18 protein-coding genes are annotated in these 17,150 nt (G+C 64.8%); 5 read left to right on the forward strand and 13 right to left on the reverse strand.

The features are described 5' to 3' along the window. Nucleotides 1-21: 21 nt before the first annotated feature. The 8 genes from TV39_RS18075 to TV39_RS18110 form a co-directional block, all read right to left on the reverse strand. Nucleotides 22-1,362: an MFS transporter gene (locus TV39_RS18075; RefSeq protein ID WP_043484272.1), complete on the reverse strand. Its 1,341-nt coding sequence runs from the start codon at nt 1,360-1,362 to the stop codon at nt 22-24. 51 nt (nt 1,363-1,413) lie between these two features. After that, nucleotides 1,414-2,427: a biotin-dependent carboxyltransferase family protein gene (locus TV39_RS18080; protein WP_043484274.1), complete on the reverse strand. Its 1,014-nt coding sequence runs from the start codon at nt 2,425-2,427 to the stop codon at nt 1,414-1,416. After that, nucleotides 2,424-3,149, reverse strand: coding sequence for a 5-oxoprolinase subunit B family protein (locus TV39_RS18085; RefSeq protein WP_043484276.1), 726 nt, complete (start codon nt 3,147-3,149; stop codon nt 2,424-2,426). The genes TV39_RS18080 and TV39_RS18085 overlap by 4 nt, the downstream gene beginning before the upstream one ends. A gap of 1 nt (nt 3,150) precedes the next feature. Continuing rightward, a complete protein-coding gene (locus TV39_RS18090; protein ID WP_043484278.1) occupies nt 3,151-3,939 on the reverse strand; it encodes a LamB/YcsF family protein in 789 nt (262 codons plus the stop codon). 135 nt (nt 3,940-4,074) lie between these two features. Then, nucleotides 4,075-4,890, reverse strand: a complete 816-nt coding sequence (locus tag TV39_RS18095) for an ABC transporter permease (RefSeq protein ID WP_052500618.1) — start codon at nt 4,888-4,890, stop codon at nt 4,075-4,077. 2 nt (nt 4,891-4,892) lie between these two features. Next, complete coding sequence (locus tag TV39_RS18100; RefSeq protein ID WP_043484281.1) at nt 4,893-5,813, reverse strand: ABC transporter permease; 921 nt, start codon at nt 5,811-5,813, stop codon at nt 4,893-4,895. Then, entirely contained in the window at nt 5,810-6,934 is a 1,125-nt protein-coding gene (locus TV39_RS18105; RefSeq protein ID WP_052500619.1) for an ABC transporter ATP-binding protein, read from the reverse strand. Before TV39_RS18105 ends, TV39_RS18100 begins: the two co-directional genes overlap by 4 nt. A gap of 48 nt (nt 6,935-6,982) precedes the next feature. Then, a complete protein-coding gene (locus TV39_RS18110; protein WP_052500620.1) occupies nt 6,983-8,065 on the reverse strand; it encodes an ABC transporter substrate-binding protein in 1,083 nt (360 codons plus the stop codon). A gap of 319 nt (nt 8,066-8,384) precedes the next feature. On the opposite strand from TV39_RS18110, the gene nac reads away from it, so the two are divergent. Beyond that, the gene (gene nac / locus TV39_RS18115) at nt 8,385-9,305 is read left to right on the forward strand and encodes a nitrogen assimilation transcriptional regulator NAC (protein WP_043484283.1); all 921 of its coding nucleotides are present in this window, start codon (nt 8,385-8,387) and stop codon (nt 9,303-9,305) included. 514 nt (nt 9,306-9,819) lie between these two features. Here nac and TV39_RS18125 read toward each other — a convergent pair. Both TV39_RS18125 and TV39_RS18130 read right to left on the reverse strand, forming a co-directional pair. Continuing rightward, entirely contained in the window at nt 9,820-10,497 is a 678-nt protein-coding gene (locus TV39_RS18125; protein ID WP_043484288.1) for a 4-carboxy-4-hydroxy-2-oxoadipate aldolase/oxaloacetate decarboxylase, read from the reverse strand. A 25-nt stretch (nt 10,498-10,522) separates the two neighbouring features. Then, complete coding sequence (locus tag TV39_RS18130; protein ID WP_043484291.1) at nt 10,523-11,731, reverse strand: aspartate transaminase; 1,209 nt, start codon at nt 11,729-11,731, stop codon at nt 10,523-10,525. 261 nt (nt 11,732-11,992) lie between these two features. Between TV39_RS18130 and TV39_RS18135 the strand changes: the two genes are divergently transcribed. Both TV39_RS18135 and TV39_RS18140 read left to right on the forward strand, forming a co-directional pair. After that, entirely contained in the window at nt 11,993-12,559 is a 567-nt protein-coding gene (locus TV39_RS18135) for a hypothetical protein (protein WP_235347442.1), read from the forward strand. A gap of 407 nt (nt 12,560-12,966) precedes the next feature. Beyond that, on the forward strand, nt 12,967-13,413 hold the full coding sequence (locus TV39_RS18140) for a hypothetical protein (protein ID WP_144406463.1): 447 nt from the start codon (nt 12,967-12,969) through the stop codon (nt 13,411-13,413). A gap of 3 nt (nt 13,414-13,416) precedes the next feature. Here the strand turns inward: TV39_RS18140 and TV39_RS18145 are convergent, their stop codons facing one another. After that, nucleotides 13,417-14,202 (reverse strand): alpha/beta fold hydrolase, encoded by a 786-nt coding sequence (locus TV39_RS18145; RefSeq protein ID WP_235347443.1) that lies wholly within the window; start codon nt 14,200-14,202, stop codon nt 13,417-13,419. Nucleotides 14,203-14,306: 104 nt separating this feature from the next. Next, nucleotides 14,307-15,065, reverse strand: a complete 759-nt coding sequence (locus TV39_RS18150) for a GOLPH3/VPS74 family protein (RefSeq protein ID WP_043484297.1) — start codon at nt 15,063-15,065, stop codon at nt 14,307-14,309. 167 nt (nt 15,066-15,232) lie between these two features. On the opposite strand from TV39_RS18150, the gene TV39_RS18155 reads away from it, so the two are divergent. Together TV39_RS18155 and TV39_RS18160 are read left to right on the forward strand one after the other, a co-directional pair. Further along, nucleotides 15,233-15,517, forward strand: coding sequence for a DUF427 domain-containing protein (locus tag TV39_RS18155; RefSeq protein ID WP_043484299.1), 285 nt, complete (start codon nt 15,233-15,235; stop codon nt 15,515-15,517). A 134-nt stretch (nt 15,518-15,651) separates the two neighbouring features. Continuing rightward, entirely contained in the window at nt 15,652-16,176 is a 525-nt protein-coding gene (locus TV39_RS18160; protein ID WP_043484301.1) for a flavodoxin domain-containing protein, read from the forward strand. 65 nt (nt 16,177-16,241) lie between these two features. On the opposite strand, the gene TV39_RS18165 is transcribed toward TV39_RS18160, so the two are convergent. Then, nucleotides 16,242-17,135 (reverse strand): NAD(P)-dependent oxidoreductase, encoded by an 894-nt coding sequence (locus TV39_RS18165; RefSeq protein WP_235347444.1) that lies wholly within the window; start codon nt 17,133-17,135, stop codon nt 16,242-16,244. Between the last annotated feature and the right edge of the window lie 15 nt (nt 17,136-17,150).

Below are 17,150 nucleotides of genomic sequence, written 5' to 3' on the forward strand. Positions count from 1 at the left end.
GTGCAGTGATGAGGCGGGTGGTTAGGCGTCGCGGAGCGGCAGGTGCGCCCGGTCCTTGACCGTGCTGACGGCGGCAAGGGTGCCCAGCGCGGTGATGACTGCGTAGAACGCTGGCATGTAGATGTTGCCGGTGGATGAGATCAGCCAGGTCATCAGCAGCGGTGCCGTACCGCCGAAGAGTGCAGACGAGATGTTGTAGCCCAGTCCGTAGGCCGAGTATCGGACCCGGGTGGGGAAGAGTTCCACGATCAGGATGTGGATCACTGCGGTGTGGCCGGCGAAGACGACGGCCATGATGCAGGCGCCGAGGATGGCCAGTGCCATCTGGCCGGTGGCGATGAGGGCGTAGGAGGGAATGCCGAGGACGGCCATGGCGATTGCGGAGCCGGCGATGACTTTCTTGCGGCCGATGCGGTCCGAGAGGGCGCCCATGAAGGGGATGGCGATGCAGATGACCACCAGGCTGCAGGCAGTGACCAGGAGGGCTTCGCCGATGGTGAAGTTGAGCTGCTTGCCCTTGAGGAATGTGGGCATGTACGAGAACAGGACGTAGTAGCCGGAGCCGTTCATGAGCGGGATGAAGAGGGCCAGCAGCATTGCCCGGCGGTGTTCGGCCGAAGCAAACGCTTCCTTCAGCGGGTTCTCGGACAGCCCGCCTTCTTCCTTGAGCTTTTCAAAGTTGGGGGTGTCGCTGATCGCCTTGCGGATGTACCAGCCGATGATGCCCATGGGGATGGCCACCAGGAACGGGATGCGCCAGGCGAACGCGCCGAAGCCGCCGCCGTCGATCGCTGCCTGGGTGAGCCAGGGAGACATGGAGAACGCGACGAGCGTGCCGGTGAGCAGGGCGGCGAAGGAGGCGATCTGGGCGTAGGACGTGATCACGCCGCGCTTGCCTTCGGGTGCGTGCTCGGCGAGGAAGGTCATGGCGCCGGCGGCTTCGCCGCCAACGGAGAAGCCCTGCAGCATGCGGAGCAACACCAGGAGCACGGGGGCCGCGACGCCGATGGCCGCGTAGGCGGGCAGCAGGCCGATGCCCGCCGTCGCCACACTGATCAGCAGGATGACGAAGACCAGGAGCTTCTGCCGCCCTATCCGGTCGCCCAAGTATCCGCAGACCACGGCGCCGAGCGGCCGCACGAAGAATGACACGGCGTATCCCGCAAAGACGAACAACAGGGCGTTGTCCGGGTTGCCGGGTGCCAGGAAGACGAGGGCAAGGGTGCCGGCCATGAAAGCGAAGATGCCGTTGTCATAGAGTTCGACAAAAATCCCCACGCACCCGGCGGTAATGACTTTCCGGGTTTGCCCGGCACTGAGCCGGTCCTGCCGCGGGGCGGTCTCGCGCATTGATGTTGACATGTTCGTTCCTAACTTAAATCTTGTGCGAAAAGACGGGGCCATCGGTGTTTCTCAGCTGCCTGCTGCCGGTACGAGTTCCGGCCAGCCGGGCTGCCTGCCGATGCCCAGGAGGGAGAAGACGGTGCTGACAGTGGAACGGAGGGTTTCCAGTTCCCGCAGCGCGGCCCGATGCTGGGCCGTTGCTTCCGGGACGGTGGTCTTTCGGAAAGTAATGGTGTGCCCGGGCCTGGCCTGGGCAAGGACGTCCAGTGAGCGGCTGGTAACCACCGCGAGCACGGGATAGCCGGCGGTGACTCCGCGTCCGCGGTGCAGCACCAGGAGTTCCTCCCGGGACGGCACTTCGATAGCCCCCACCGGAACGCCGCGGGACAGCACTTCCGCTGTGGACTGGCGTTCGGGAAGCGCGCCGCCGAGGCGCAGGCCGATGTGGTTGCTCCGGCCGCTGACGGTGTATTCGGTGTTGTAAAGAAGGTCGGCGGTGTCCCCGAACTCGTCCACGTCCGGACCGTCCGTGACTTCCACAACCACCCGGCTGCTGAATTCGGGCCGGGTCAGTCCCAGCCGGAACAGCGGCAGGTCGAAGTACGGCTGCCGGATCGGTCCGACGCTTCGTGAGGTCTTCAGTTCGGTGCCTTCGGACAGCCGCAGGCCGAATCCGACGACGGTGTCCGGGGCGCAGCTGCCGAGAAGGACGGGCGCCTCCACCGAGCCGTGAACGGCAACGTAGGCCCGCAGGCCGCCGGTGATCCGGCGCAGCGCCACCGTTTCACCGGCCCGGACGGACACCGGTTCCCACTGCGGGCATTCGCGCCCGCCCACCGTGAGGTGCAGGGGTGCTCCGGTGACGGCGATGAGGACGTCCGTGGTGGCGCGCATCCGGAAGTCCAGGGCGGTGACCTCCAGCAGCGGCGCGTTGTCGGCGTTGGCGGCGAGGATGTTCGCTGCGCGGGCGGAGAACTGGTCCAGGGCGCCGTTCACGGGCAGCCCGAACCGGGGTCCCCGGAAGCGCCCCAGGTCGGTGACCACCGAGTTGCCGGGCTGATGGATGATCAACGAGCCGTTCATCGTGCCGCCTCCAGTTTCAGGCCGGCGAAGCTGGCGAACTCTTCGGGCTGGATCTGATGGAACCTGACCACGTCGCCGGGAACGTAGGGGACGAGCGGTTCGCTGGCGGCGTCGAGAACGGCCAGGGGTGTCTGGCCGATGACGCACCATCCGCCGGGTGCCGCCGCAGGGGCGATGACTGCCTGCCGGCCCGCGACGGAAACGGCACCTGCCGGGACGGACAGGCGGGGGTCCTTGAGCCGCGGGACCGGGAGCGGGAAATCGGGCCCGTCCATCATGGGCGAGCCGGCCGGGGCACCGAGGCAGCGGATCACGTAAGACTTGGCCGTATGGAGGGCAATGACCTCCTGGATCGACAGCTGCTCATGGGCGGCAACCCGCTCCAGGTCCGGACCGTACTCCCCGCCGTAGACCACGGGGACCTCGAACGTGCGGGGAGCCCGGGACGGCGCACCAACAAAATCGAGCTGGCGCAGGCCCATCAGCACAAAGGCTCGGACCTGGCGTGCCGAGGTGACCCCGGGGTCGAATTCCACGAGCAGTGAGTCGTAAGTCGGCACAGCGCCGTGGACGCCGTCGGCTCCGGCTTCCTCAAGCCATTCGGCGAGGGCATGCACGGTGGTCCAGTTGGCTTCCGTGTCCGGGGACGAAGCGACGACGCGCAGAGCTGCGTCCCCTGATTCGTAAACCTCCACCGGAGTTGGGGTTGGGGTGGCTGCCATGTCAGGCGGCCTTCACTTTGGCGCCGAGGACCTGTGCCAGCGAGGCAATTGTCACTCCGGCGCTTTCGAGTTCGGCGCGTACCTGCCGGGCCAGCTGCACCGCGCCGGGAGTGTCTCCGTGCAACAGGACCGTGTCGGCGACGATGGGCAGGTCGGTGCCTGCGACGGTGGAAATAAGCCCCTCGCAGACCATCCGGACGGTGCGGTCCACGATGGCTGAAGGATCATGGATGACGGCGCCGGGGCGGCTGCGCGGCACCAGTGTGCCGTCCGCCTCGTAGGCGCGGTCTGCGATGCCCACGATGGCCACCGGGAGCCGCCGCGCGGCCGCCGCGGCAGCCAGCTCGCCGTCCTGGGCCAGGACGATGAGGTCCGGGTTGATGCGGGCGGCGGCGTCGGCCACTGCCTCGGCGTAGTCGGCGCGGGTGGCCACGAGGTTCCCGAGGCGCCCGTGCGGTGCAAGGTGGGCGACGCCGGCGCCGTGATAGGCGGCGAAGGCGCTCAGTGCGCCGAACTGGTAGACGACGTCGTTGCGGACCTCATCCGCGGTCAGGTCCATGGCGCGGCGGCCGAAGCCGCGGAGGTCGGGGAAGCTCGGGTGCGCCCCGATGCTGACGCCGCGGCGGACGCATTCGGCCACGGTCGCGTGCATGATGTCCGGGTCTCCGGCATGGAAGCCGCAGGCGATGTTGGCGCTGGAAACCACTTCGAGCAGGGCCGCGTCGTCGCCCATTGAGTAGGCGCCGAAGCCTTCTCCGAGATCTGCGACGAGATCAACGATGGGTCCCATTGAGTGCCTTCCTGGGTGGGTGTGGTTCGGTGTGCCGTTTTGACCGGCTTCTGCAAAAAAGTCTGACACCGCGAGTTTGATCACACAAAGACGTAATCGGTGTCACGGGATAGCTGGCGGTTATGACGGGAGCGCTCAGCGGAGGGCTTTGCGCAGCCCCATGACGCGTTCCACCACCACTACAACCGCGAGGGATATCAGGATGAGGATGACTGACAGGGCCGCCACGGCGGCGTCTGCCGAGTTTTCCACGTACCTGAGCACCTGCACGGGCAGGGTGGGCAGGCCGGATTCGGCCACGAAGAGCGAGATGACGGCTTCATCGAAGGAGACGATGAACGCAATGACGCCACCGGCGATCACGCCCGGCTGGATGATGGGCAGCGTCACCCGGCGGAAGACCGTCCACGAGTCCGCACCGAGGACGCGTGCGGCCGCTTCACAGGACGTGTCAGTGGTGGCCAGGCTCATCAGGGTGGTGCGGATGACGAATGGGATGGTGATGGCCACGTGGCCGATGATGATGCCGGCATAGGTGTTGGTGAGCCCCAGCGGGCCGAACAGCAGCACCATGCCCAGGGCCAGCACGATGCTGGGAATCAGCAGCGGCGAAAGGAAGAACGACTGCACGGCTGCCTTGGCCTTGAAATCGAACCGGTCCAGCGCCAGCGCGGCCGGCACACCGAGTGCCAGGACAATGAGGGTGACGATGACGGCCACGATGAGGCTGACCTTCATGCCTTCCATGAACGTACTCTCCTGCGGGAGCATCTCGTACCACTTCAGGGTCAGCCCTTCCGGCGGGAAGGACAGGTACTGGTTGGAGGCGAAGGAAACGACGCAGACTATCAGCAGGGGTGCCAGAAGGAACAGGTACAGCAGGAACACCAGCAGCCCGAAGGCCGGCTTGGCGGGGTTGAAGCGCGGCTTGAATATCCGGACGTCGCTCACGGTCAGCCTCCGATCTTTTTGGTGAGGCGCTGGTAGACGGCAATGATCAGGCCGAAAAGCACCAGCAGGATGACGGACAGGGCGGCGGCGAAGGGCCAGTTGAGCAGGCCGGTGGTCTGGTCGTAGATTTCGGTGGCCAGGACCTGCACGCTGCCTCCGCCCAGGAGCCGCGGGGTGATGAAGGTGCTGATGGCAAGCACAAAGACCAGCAGGAACGCTGTCAGGAGGCCGGGCAGGCTCAGCGGGAGTGTGACCCGGGTGAAGACCTTGAACTTGCTGGCGCCCAGGGAGCCGGCGGCTTCCTCGAGCTGGGGGCTGAGGCGGCCGAAGCCCGAGATCATGGCCAGGATCGCGTAGGGCATGAAAATCTCCACCAGCCCGATGGTCACCCCGGTCATGTTGTTGGTGAGCTTCAGGGGCGTGTCGATCAGGCCCAGGCCCTCGAGGGAGGAGTTGATGAGTCCGTTGGTTCCGAGGATCACCATCCACCCGTAGGTGCGCACCACGGCCGAGGTCAGCAGCGGGGCGATGGCGATGGCGATGAGCAGGCCGCGGTACTTGCTGGTGCTGCGGGCCAGGAAGAGGGCCACCGGGTAGGACACCAGGACGCAGAGGATGCCCACGGTCACGCCCATCTGGAAGGTGTCCAGGGTGACGCGCCAGTAGTACGGGTCGGTCAGCGGCTGGATGTAGGTGTCCAGCGTGAACGTCTCCACGATGACGCCGTCCGGGGCGCCCTTGTTGAAGGACATCCGGATCATGTAGGCCAGCGGGAACACGAAGCTGACCAGCAGGCCCAGGAGCCCGGGCAGGAGCAGGGCGAGGTAGGTGCGCCGGTTGCGCCGTTCGGTGGCTTTTTCGAGCAGGCCCTCGTCCCGGTCTGTCCGCTTTTCCGCGGCAATTGGCGTTTGCAGGAGCGTCATGCCGCCAGCCTTTCCGCGGATGTAGTCGCGGGCAGGAGATACGCGTCCTCGGGCGCCCATGACAGGTACGCGGCGTCCCCGGTGCGGGGCAGGTCGCCGCTGGAGGTCAGCAGCTGGGCCTGCAGCTGCTGGTCGCCCACGCGGACGGCCACGGCCAGGGCGTCGCCGGTGTAGCTCACCCGTTCGATGGTTCCCGCGACGGGTGTCTGGTCCGCTCCGGGGCGCAGGGCCACGGTGAGCCGGTGCGGGCGGATCACCATTTCATGGGTGCTGCCTGACAGGCCCGCTGCGCCGACGGCGCCGAACTGGCCCAGGCCTTCGACGTCCACCTTGTAGTAGCTTTCGCCGGCAAGGCTGGCCCCTCCGGTTTCGGCGCCCACGCGGGCGGTGAGGAAGTTGGCCTGGCCGATGAAGTTGGCCACGAAGTGCGTGCGGGGGCGCTCGTAGACGTCGGTGGGCGAACCGAACTGTTCGATCAGGCCGCCGTTCATCACGGCGATCCGGTCGGCCATGTCCAGGGCCTCGTCCTGGTCGTGTGTGACGAAGAGTGTGGTGGCCCTGGTGCGCTGCTGGATGGACCTGATCTCGGTGCGCATGGTTTCGCGGAGCTTGGCGTCCAGGTTGGACAGTGGTTCGTCGAGAAGGAGAAGCGTGGGCTCCACAACGAGGGCCCGGGCCAGGGCGATGCGCTGCTGCTGGCCGCCGGAGAGTTCCTTGGTCTGCCGCTTTCCGAGGTGGCCGAGCTGGACCATGTCCAGCGCCGCCGCAACACGGGCTTTTTGCTCGGATTTCGGCGTCTGGCGCATTTCCAGGCCGAAGGCCACGTTTTGCTCCACGTTCATGTGCGGGAAGAGGGCGTAGGACTGGAACACCATGCCCATCCCGCGCTTGTTGACCGGCGTGTGGGTGATTTCCTTGCCGTCCACCACAATGGAGCCGGCCGTCGGGTCCATGAGGCCGGCCACCATCCGCAGGGTGGTGGTCTTGCCGCAGCCGGACGGGCCGAGGAGCGCCACCAGGTGCCCCTCCTCAACTTCCATGTTCAGGCGGTCGACGGCGGGTTCAAGACCTGCTGCATATCTTTTGGTCAGATCTACGATCGACAGTTTTGGTTCAGTCACGGGTTCAGTTCTCCTGAAGTGAAGTTGGGGAGGGGCACCGGCTCGCGGTTACTTGGTGATGATCTGGCGCTTCCAGATGTCGGTCCACTTGTCCCGGGCGGAGGACAGGAATTCCACATCCAGCGGGACGATGTTCAGTGACCCGTCGGTGGGGACCACGCGGGCTTTCACGTCTGCCGGCAGTTCTGCATTGCTGACGGAAGGGGCGTAGAAGAGTGCCTTGGCAAAGGCGGTCTGCGCCTCGGCGGAAAGGGCGTAGTCCACGAAAGTCTTGGCTGCGGCGGAGTGCGGTGCATCCTTGACCACGTTGATGGTGTTGATCTGGTAGACGGTGCCTTCCTTGGGGAAGGTGACGCCCATCTTCTTGTTGCTCTGGTCGCTGTAGAACTGGCCGCGGGCATTCTGGCCGAGGCCCAGGACGGTCTGGCCCGTGATGACGTTCTGGTATTCGTCTGGGTTGGGTGCGAAGGTCTGCACGCCCGGGGCCATCTCCTTGAGGCGGGTCACTGCGGCATCGATGCCCTTGGTGTAGTCCTCCCCCGCCATTTTGGCGGTGATGGCTGTCAGGGACAGGCCCAGCAAAGACGGCGGGGCGTTGACGTTGATCTTTCCGGCGTACGCGGGGTCCCACAGCACGTCCCAGCTCTCGGGAGCCTGGGGGAAGGTGGCAGTGTCGTAGACCAGGCCCACGGCGTCGAGCATGGCCACCGGTCCGTACCCGTCCTTGTCGCGGAACTTTTCCGGGACGTTCGCGAGGTTCGGGACGCCGGCGGCGTCCACCTTCTCGAAGAGGCCCTGCTTGTTGCCGGTGGTGGAAACGGAGTTGTCCATGATGGCAACGTCGGTTGCCGGGTTGGTCTTCTGGCCCTGCAGGGCGCTGAGCATCTCAGCCGAGGACCGCTTGGAGGCGTAGTTGATCTTGATGTCCGGGTACTTGGCCTTGAACGGTTCGATGACTGCGGCGGTGTACTGGTCCTGCCATACGCCCGAGTAGGCAATCAGGTTCACTTCGCCTGACGTGGCGCTGTCGTTGCTGGCTGCTCCGGCGCCGCCCCCGCAGCCGGAGAGTACCAGCGCCGCAGCGGACAGCGCGGCGACTGCTGTGATCTTGCCTTTGATGGTTGCTCGCATTTGTCATCTCTTTCTCATAAAGAAGAATCCGGGCTGTTGGCGGCGGATCCTGATGTTCCGACGCTAAGGAGTGCACATTTCGGAAATGTAAAAGAAAACGTCTATTCCGGTAAAACCCGTTAGCATGCAAAATGCGTCTGGGGTCATCGTTAATTTGCATATCCACCGGAGGGGTAGAATGTTCGATGAATGAAATAGCGTTCTGGGTTCAACCTAGTGTCAGAGATGTGGATCACACAAAGACCTGTTGCGTATCCCTCCATAGCATCCGGTTATGACCTTTCCCGGGTTCAGGACGCCGCGAAGAGAGAAGACGGCCATGGACACGCGGAAGCTTGCGTACTTCGTCCAGATTGTGGATTCGGGAAGCATCACCAAGGCGGCGGCGGCGCTGCATGTGGCACAGCCTGCCCTGAGCCAGCAGGTATCGGCACTGGAGACGGATCTCAAGCAGCGGCTCCTGATCCGCAGCAAGCAGGGCGTTAAGCCCACGGCCGCGGGGCACACCCTGTACCGGCATGCCCAGTCGATCCTGCGGCTGGTGGAGCAGGCACGCCAGGACGTAGCCGCGTCGGGCGCCGCACCGTCCGGGCGCGTATCCATCGCGATCGCGCCCTACAGCATGGCGTCCAGCCTGACGCCCAAGATCATTAGCGAAGTGGGCCGCCGGTACCCGGATATTGTCCTGCATGTCACGGAAATCTATGGCGGCGTCTTGAGTGAAGCAATCAAGAATGGCCGCTTGGACATGGCCCTCATTTACGAGCCGGGCCCTATCCGCGGCGTCCAGTTCACCACCATGATCGTCGAAGACCTGCACTTTGTGGTCAACGCGGGCAGATTCCCGGTTGAACCCGGGAATGGCGAAATTTCACTGGAGGAAGTGGCCCGCCACGGACTGTTCCTGCCCGAGAAGATCCACACGCTTCGACAGGCCGTGGAGGCCGGTTTCACCAACAAGGGGCTCACCCTCAAGCTGGTGGGTGAAGTGGAGTCCGTGCCGTCCCTGGCGCGCCTGCTGCGGGCCGACCTGGGGGCCACGATCATGCCCAAGTCAGCGGCTGACGCACTCTTCCACGAGGAGGACTTCCACGTCCTGCGGATTGTGGATCCGGCGCTGCAGTGCAAGATCGCGCTGTGCACCCCCGACCATGATCCGCTTTCCGAGGCGGCGTCGGCGGTTCTACTGGTGCTGAAGGAAATGCTCCAGGAAATGCTTAGCAATAAATATGCGAGATAGCCCTGCCATAGCATCCGCTTATCAGGGCACTCATCATTCGTCTTAGTATCCGGGAGCTCCTGATCCTAAAATTGTATATAGGCCGATTAATTGCGGCGGTTGCATTTATGGAGAATTAATTGGGAGCGAGCCGTGAAAAAAAATCAGCGCCAGACGCAGGAATTCCGAGACAAACCCCGGGCTGATGGCCAAAACGGGCTTCCACTGCCCCGCAAACGGTTTTTGGCGCCCTGAGGACCGCTCGGTTGCCCCTGTCTTTGTTTTCGAAGGCAGCATCATGCCGGCCAGCAGCGGAGGGTCCACTGTCTGGTATCTGGAGGATGCCGTGTTGGGCCCGCCCACCCATTTCCTTCCGGCCCGGTAGGAAACTATCGCAAATGGGAGGGTTCGATGTCCTGCAACGGACGTCGAGCCCTCCCATTCCGCTTGCCGCGGCCGGGCGCCTCTGCATATGCGGACGCCGCCGCACGGGTTTCCCGTACGACGGCGGTGCTGCCGCGGCTTGTGCGAGCGGCTAGGCCTCTTCGACGAGCAGGCCCTTGGCTTTGAGCACCTCGGTGAGGTTGCACAGCTCGATGGTGGTGCCGCCGGCCTGGTAGCGGCCGATGAGTTCGCGCTCGGCGTCGTCGCGTTCCTGCGAGAGGCGGATGACTTCCTCGATCTCGTCCTTCCGCACCACCACCACGCCGTCCGCGTCGCCGCGGAGCACGTCGCCGGGGTAGATGATTTCGTCGCCGAAGACCACCGGGTGGTTGATGGGACCGATGGTTTCCTTGACAGTGCCTTTGATGGAGACGCTGCCGGAGAAGACGGGCAGTCCCAGTTCGATGAGGTCCTGGGTGTCTCGGACGCCCGAGTCGGTCACCAGGCCGGCGAGGCCCTTGGCCTTCATGGCATTGCCGAGGACGTCGCCGAATGTCCCGGCTTCCTCGTACTCCCCTGCCGCGGCAAGGATGACGTCCCCGGCCTCGGCATAGTGGATGGCCACCTGCAGCATGAGGTTGTCCCTGGGGGCGCAGCGCACAGTGACGGCGGGGCCGCAGAAGGACATGCTCCGGTCGATGGGCTTGATCCTGGAGCTGAGGGCGCCTTTGCGTCCCTGTGCCTCGTGGATGGTGGCGGACGAGAACTTGGCGAGGCGGCTAACGGCGTCGGCTTCGGGTCGTTCGATGGTGGTTCTTACGTGGATCACGGCGTTTTCCTTCGGTGGGTGTGGATCAGTTGAGGGCCCGGACGGCCTTGTCGATGGCCGCGATGGACTCTTCGATGACGTCGAGGCTGGTGGCGTAGGAGACACGGAAGTAGGGGCCCAGTCCGTAGGCCGATCCCTGGATCACGGCAACGGAGGCCGTTTCGAGGAGGTAAAGGGTGAAGTCCTCGTCGTTGGCGATGATTTGCCCCTCGGCGGTCGTCTTGCCGATGACCCCCGCACAGTTGACGTACGCGTAAAAGGCGCCTTCCGGCGTCGTGCATGACAGTCCGTCGACGGCGTTCAGCGCGGCGACTGCCACATCGCGCCGGCCGCGGTAGGTTTCGCGGCTTTCCTGCACGAAGCGCTGGTTGCCCGTGAGCGCGGCGGCAGCGGCGGCCTGGCTGACGGAGGACGGGCAGGAGGAGATCTGCGACTGGAGTTTGTTGATCGCGGCGATGAGCGGGGCGGGTCCCCCCGCGTAGCCCAGGCGCCAGCCGGTCATGGCGTAGGCCTTGGACACACCGTTGACCGCCAGGATTCGGTCCTTCAGTTCCGGGGCCACCTCCACCAGGCTGGAGAGCTTGCCGGTGCCGAAGTAGATCTGGTCATAGATCTCGTCCGTCAGGATGTTCACGTGCGGGAAGCCGGCCAGGACGTCCGCGAGCGCGCGCTGTTCCGCCGCGGAATAGACGGCGCCGGTGGGGTTCGACGGTGTGTTCAGGATGACCCATTTGGTCCGCTCGGTGAGGGCTCCGGCCAGCGCCTCGGGGGTGAGCTTGAATCCTGTCTCCTCGCTGCAGGCAACCACCACGGGCGTGCCCTCGTTCGCGAGCACCATGTCCGGGTACGAGACCCAGTACGGCGCGGGCACCACTACTTCGTCGCCGGCGTCCAGGCTGGCCATGAAGGCTGTGAAGATCACCTGCTTGGCGCCGCCGCCAATGGTGATCTCGGCCGGGGTGTAGTGGATTCCGGTGCGCAACTCCAGGGTCTGGAGGATCGCCTTCTGCAGGGCGGGGGTTCCGGTGACGGAGGTGTATTTGGTCTCCCCGCGGGTGATCGCCTCAATGGCGGCCACCTTGATGTGCTCCGGGGTGTCGAAGTCAGGCTCGCCGACCGTCAGGTCCAGGATCCGGCGCCCTTCTGCCTTCAGCTCACGCACACGGGCAGCGGCGGCCACGCTGGCGGAGGACTTGATGCGGGACACCCGTGATGCAGGTTCAAATTTAGGCATGGTCTCTTCCTACGGATTCAGGAGGGAGCGGTACTCGCTTCCTTCGACCCTAGGGAATCCTGGCGCGTCTGGATAAGACCTAAAGTGCGTGGACGGATAAGCGTCTCTTATGGCCTGTGCCCACATTTTTCGGTTATGGCTCCACGCAGTATTGGTATTTCCGCGGGCGGACCGCTGTGTCTAGCGTTTTATGTACGCTGGCCCGATTGGCGGTTCTTTCCGCCGGCGCCAACTGACGTGTCCCCCAACCGAGGAGTGCATTTGGCCGTTCTGCCCAGCCCTGTATTGCACAGCCCTGTCCTGCGCCCAGCTGTTCCGAACCCGGCCGACGGCGGTTACTACCGTTACCGGGGACGGCGGAAGCCTGAAGCGGCAGCCGTCCAGACGGAACAGCTCCGGCAGCTCCTCAAAGAGGACCGGCAACGGATTTCCTTCAATGCCTCCAGCATGCGGGCGCTTTCGGTCCGCCTGAACCAGCACGTCGCCCAGGCACTGTGTGACGGCCTGAAGATGACAGGCCTTGCAAAGGCCGCCGGCCTTTCCCGCTGGGCAGTGCGGACCATCGGATTGTCCTCTGACGACCTGGCACCGTCCGGGCTGACGGCTGAGCAGCAGCTTGCCCTGATTAGCGGGTTGAAGTCCGAGCTGGCCGAGCTGGAGGAGTCGAAGGCAGCCCTGGAGGGGCGGCGGTTGAAGCTCCTGGCCGCGGCGCGCAGGCTGGGAACCATGGACGATTACGAGCTTGCGGCACTGAGCGGGCTCCCGAGCGAGGCGATCCGGAAGATGACCTGGGGGCTTGCGCCCGATCCGGGTCTCATTCCTGCTTAGACCACGACGGCGGGACATCCCGCCGTCGTTCGTCTTGCACTGAGTGCGGGCCACCTGAACCACTGGTATGACTCCCGGGAGCCATGCGCCCAACACGGCCAGCGCACTAATTCAGGTTGTTCTCCGCCGTTTCCGGCCCACACCGGTTTAATACTACGAACCTCCCGCCGTCGTCCGCTTGCGTTGTCGTCTGCTTTGGGGAGGCTATTGTCACGCAGGCAGGTGGTGAGTAATGTACGGCAAACCGGACTCAAGGCCGCATCAGGCGGCCCCCGGAACGGCGCTGTCGCCAGGGGGAACGGCGCTGTCGTCAGGGGCTACGCCCCGTACATATAAGACGCCCGGCCACCGCACTGGCCGACCATGCGGAACGCAGGACGCCACGCTTCCATTCAAGGGAGAACCTGATGTTAGGCACCAGAAGCTGCCTCGCCGCTGCTCTTGCAGCAACCCTCGTGACCATAGCCACCCCCGCGCAGGCAGCCCCCGCCACGCTCGTGAGCGCGGGGCCGGGAATCCTCGTGGCCGACGGCGCCGCGGTGGATGTTCCCGTCACCTTCGTGTGCGACACCGACCCCGCCTTGATCATCGCAATACCCGTGGTCCAAGTTACCCAAAGAGTCAGCGACGGACGGCTCGCCGGCGGCGGCGGAAGCGATCAGCTCAGCTGCACCAAGCAGTCCCAAACAGTCACCATACGGGTCATTCCAAATATAATGGCGTTCAACGAAGGTGCCGCCGCGGCCTCGGTCTACCTGCGAACCTGCAGCGCGCAATTCCAATGCTCCATCGTCATCATCAACACCGAAATAACGCTCGCCAATCCCGCCGGCGAAGAACAGGGACAGAGCTAAGCCTTACCCGTCGAGGAACCGCAGCAGTAACGGGACGGTGGCGTGCATCGTGCGGAGATCCCCGCCGCTGGCGGCCTGCTCGCCGAGGTAGTCGCCGTGGCCGCCGGGGACGATCAGCAGGCGTGCGCCGGGGATGGCACCGGCCATCTGAGCGGCATACGCTGCGGTGACGATGTCCCGATCGCCGGACACCACCAGGGTGGAGGCTGTGATGGTGCCCAGTTCGCCGTCGGACCATCCGGGAAACTCCGTGATACGCCGGTGGTCCAGCTCGAAGAGCCGCCCGAGGTGGCCGGGTTCGGGGTTGAGCAGGCGGTCGGCGTCCTTGTAGGTGTCGGGCATGTCATCGAGCGTGGCGTTCGCCATGCCGTCCCAGAACTCGTCCGGCACCGCGTCGCGGCTCGCAAAGGTGGAGGCCGCGATGAGGCGCCGGACAGCGGCGGGCCGCCTCAGCGCCAGGGCGATGGCGGTGTGGCCGCCCGCGCTGAATCCCAGCACGTCCACGGTTTCCACGGCGAGCTGGTCCAGGACGGCGAGGATGTCTCCGGCGGAGTTCTCGGCAGTGAGCGGTCGGCTGGTGGGCTGGGTGCGGCCGTGGCCCTCCTCTTCAACGGCAATCACCTGTCGCTGTTCGGCGAGCAGCGGGATGAGTTCGCTGAAGTTGGTTCCGATGGTGGAGCCGCCGCCCGGGATGAGGAGCAGGGGCGGCCGGCCGGGCACCGCCTCGCCGTGGACCTCGTAATACATGCGAAGGCCGTTGTTGTCCGCGAAGCCGTGGGTGAAGGTCACACGGCATCCTAACTCTGTGGGCTTCCGGCGGAAAGGGTTGGATCGTCTGGATTTTCCGGCGCAACTGCCGACGACGGCGTCGAGTTGTTCCGGCCCGCCGGCGACTAGCGGGGCGCGGCCGAGAGCGGTGCTTCTGCCTCCGCCAGCCTGATCATGCGCAGTTCGTCCGCCACCGCACAGGCAGGCCAGTAGTCCTTTGCCAGCTCTTTTGCCCGACGTCGGTCCGCTTCCGGGAACATCTTGTCGAGCAGACCGGCCGCCTCGAGCAGGGCGATCAGTGCCGTGGTCCTGGCGTCTGTTGCTTTGGTCTCCGCGCGCACGGCCCCGGTTGGCGGCGCAGGTGACGGCGTCGCAGTTGACGGCGCGGTGTCGGTTGGCGCGGCATCCGCCGGCTTGAGTCCGAGTGCGGCTTGGATCTTTTTCAGGACTGCCGCTTCGGGGCCGTGGTCCTTCTCCGGATACCGTACGGTCTTGAACAGGCCGAGGTGCTTCTCGCCGACCTGGTCAACGATGCCACGTGACGCCATTCCCTCATAGACGCGCTGGACTTCCGCGCGCCCCTCCAGCATGGAGACCCACCGCTTGGGAGTGTGGGGCCGGGACTTGTGACGGATGAGCTCCAGCTGGCGCTGGAAATCCGTTTGCGGCGCGGTGCCGGTAGCCCCGACGTGCTTCCCCTGCAGGCCGATCGCGCCGGTCAGTTCCAGTTCGGCCAATATTGCGCCCGCCAAAGTGGTCCTGAGAATGTAGGCCGGTACTTCGGGTTCGCCGTCCGTGTCGTTCGTTGCCAAAAGGAGGAAAGCCTGGGGAAGGCTCAGCTCCGCGGCCTTCGGTTCCTCCGCCTGAGGTGTTTCAGCATCCATACGATCATGGTGGACCAGTTAGGCGGCCACCACAATGAGTGCGGACGACGGCGGCGCCTCCCGGCGTCGTCCGCTCGCCGCCGGGGAACAAGTCCGCCGCCCGGGCCGTTGGGATACCTACGACGTGTCGCCCGCTGACGCCGGCGGCACCTACAGAACGGAACCACATGGTCAGGGCTATCTGGAACGGAAAAGTCATCGCCGAATCCGCGGACACGGTGGTGGTGGAGGGCAACCATTACTTCCCCCGCGATGCTGTCAATGCAGGCTATCTGAAGGACAGTGACATGTATTCCGTGTGCCCGTGGAAAGGGCAGGCCAGCTACCACACGCTTGAGGTGGACGGGAAGCTGAACGTTGACGCCGCCTGGTTCTACCCGGAGCCCAAGCCGCGCGCGAAGCAGATCGAGGACCGGATCGCGTTTTGGCGCGGTGTGACGATCGAGGATTAGCCGCCGCCCGTTCCGGGACGTTCGACCCTACGGCTGCGGCAGCGGGCGTGCGCAGACTGGTGTGACCAGGCCCGTTGTTCATCGACGGCGATACCCCTCTTCGCACGCGGGCCGGCAGCACAAGGAGGCCAATCATGGCCAATATTTATCTTCCCTACGGGACCACCGAGGGACAGACAGCCAAGATCGCCGAGTACATCGCGGAGGTGGTCCGGGCACACGGTCACAACGCGGAAACGGCGGACATCAGGCAGGCAGCAGACACTATTCCGGACCGGTACGACGCCGTAATCGTCGGCGCTTCAGTCCATTTGGGCAAGCATGAAGACTACGTCCGGGACTTCGTACGGAAGAACAGTGATGCCCTGCAAAGCCTCCCGTCCGCACTGTTCTCCGTCAGCCTGGCCGCACACGGGGACACCGGGAACGCGGAGAGCTACGTCGAGAAATTCGAGCATGAAACGGGCTGGCGTCCTGCGCACGTGGGCCTCTTCGGAGGGGCGCTGCTCTACACGCAGTACGGGTTCCTCAAGCGCCACATGATGAAGAAGATCGCCAGTGACAAGGGCACCCTGGACACGGACACGTCGCACGACTACGTCTATACCGAGTGGGACGGCGTCAGGCGGTTTGCAGAGGACTTTGTGAACGGATTGTGAGCGGACGACGGCGGAACTTCCCGCCGTCGTCCGTTTGCGTTTGATGCCGTTCCCCTGGCTGGAGACTAAGAGACGATGGCCCGGTAGATCCCGGTATGGTCCAGGTCGCCATAGCCTTCATTGATCATGAGTTGGAAGGCGTTTCGGATGCTGTCGGCGAGCGGCAGCTTTATCTCGCATTCCGCCGCAATTTCGGCAATGAAGTTCAGGTCTTTGAGTTGGTTCTTTGCTGACCCGCCGCCCTCGAAGTCCTGGTCGATCCATCGCCGTCCCTTTTGCCGTAGGACCTCTGAATTGGCAAGGCCGCCGGCCAGGATGGTTTGCACCTTTTCGAGGTCAAGTCCGGCAGTGCTTGCGAGGGCCATCGCTTCGGCCAGGGCCGTTACCGTGCCGGCAACGACGATCTGGTTGCACGCCTTCACAGTTGATCCTGCCCCTGTGAGGCCGAAGCGGACCACCGTGGAACTGTACAGCCCGAAGAGCGGTGTGAGTCCCTTTACAACTTCGGCCGGTCCGCCAACCATGATGCTCAGCCGGCCCTCTTGAGCACCGATGGTTCCGCCACTGAGGGGTGCGTCCACAACCGTCACCCCCCAGTTGCGCAGGCAGTCGTCGGCGAACTCCGCGACCGCAACCGGTGACACAGTCCCGTGAATCACCATCACCGGATGCTCGATGCCGGCGCTCCTCCATCCTGCCAGCAGGCCTTCTTCGCCGGGAAGTAGAGCCGCAACCTGGGGCAGGTCGGGCAATACAGTCAGCACGACGTCGCTTGCGGCCGCGGCCGGCGTGGCTACGACGGCCCCTCCGCCGATCGCGCGGGCCTTTTCCGGTGTGCGGTTCCAGAGAGTTAGAGGAACCTGGCCGGCCAGGATGTTCCGGGCGATCGGGGCTCCCATGGGCCCCGTGCCGATGAGGGCCACGGAGCCGCGGAAGCCGGGCATTTCTTTCTCACTCATTGCGGGTGTTGTCAT

This window comes from Arthrobacter sp. SPG23 (assembly GCF_000876655.1).
Taxonomy (GTDB): domain Bacteria; phylum Actinomycetota; class Actinomycetes; order Actinomycetales; family Micrococcaceae; genus Arthrobacter.

Bases quoted from the DNA above. Each gene is read 5' to 3' on its own strand.
- TV39_RS18150 (WP_043484297.1), bottom strand. From the start codon at position 15,065: ATGGATGCTGAAACACCTCAGGCGGAGGAACCGAAGGCCGCGGAGCTG.
- nac (WP_043484283.1), top strand. From the start codon at position 8,385: ATGGACACGCGGAAGCTTGCGTACTTCGTCCAGATTGTGGATTCGGGA.
- TV39_RS18140 (WP_144406463.1), top strand. From the start codon at position 12,967: ATGTTAGGCACCAGAAGCTGCCTCGCCGCTGCTCTTGCAGCAACCCTC.
- TV39_RS18090 (WP_043484278.1), bottom strand. From the start codon at position 3,939: ATGGGACCCATCGTTGATCTCGTCGCAGATCTCGGAGAAGGCTTCGGC.
- TV39_RS18155 (WP_043484299.1), top strand. From the start codon at position 15,233: ATGGTCAGGGCTATCTGGAACGGAAAAGTCATCGCCGAATCCGCGGAC.
- TV39_RS18110 (WP_052500620.1), bottom strand. From the start codon at position 8,065: ATGCGAGCAACCATCAAAGGCAAGATCACAGCAGTCGCCGCGCTGTCC.
- TV39_RS18130 (WP_043484291.1), bottom strand. From the start codon at position 11,731: ATGCCTAAATTTGAACCTGCATCACGGGTGTCCCGCATCAAGTCCTCC.
- TV39_RS18100 (WP_043484281.1), bottom strand. From the start codon at position 5,813: ATGACGCTCCTGCAAACGCCAATTGCCGCGGAAAAGCGGACAGACCGG.
- TV39_RS18165 (WP_235347444.1), bottom strand. From the start codon at position 17,135: ATGAGTGAGAAAGAAATGCCCGGCTTCCGCGGCTCCGTGGCCCTCATC.
- TV39_RS18085 (WP_043484276.1), bottom strand. From the start codon at position 3,149: ATGGCAGCCACCCCAACCCCAACTCCGGTGGAGGTTTACGAATCAGGG.
- TV39_RS18075 (WP_043484272.1), bottom strand. From the start codon at position 1,362: ATGTCAACATCAATGCGCGAGACCGCCCCGCGGCAGGACCGGCTCAGT.
- TV39_RS18080 (WP_043484274.1), bottom strand. From the start codon at position 2,427: ATGAACGGCTCGTTGATCATCCATCAGCCCGGCAACTCGGTGGTCACC.
- TV39_RS18160 (WP_043484301.1), top strand. From the start codon at position 15,652: ATGGCCAATATTTATCTTCCCTACGGGACCACCGAGGGACAGACAGCC.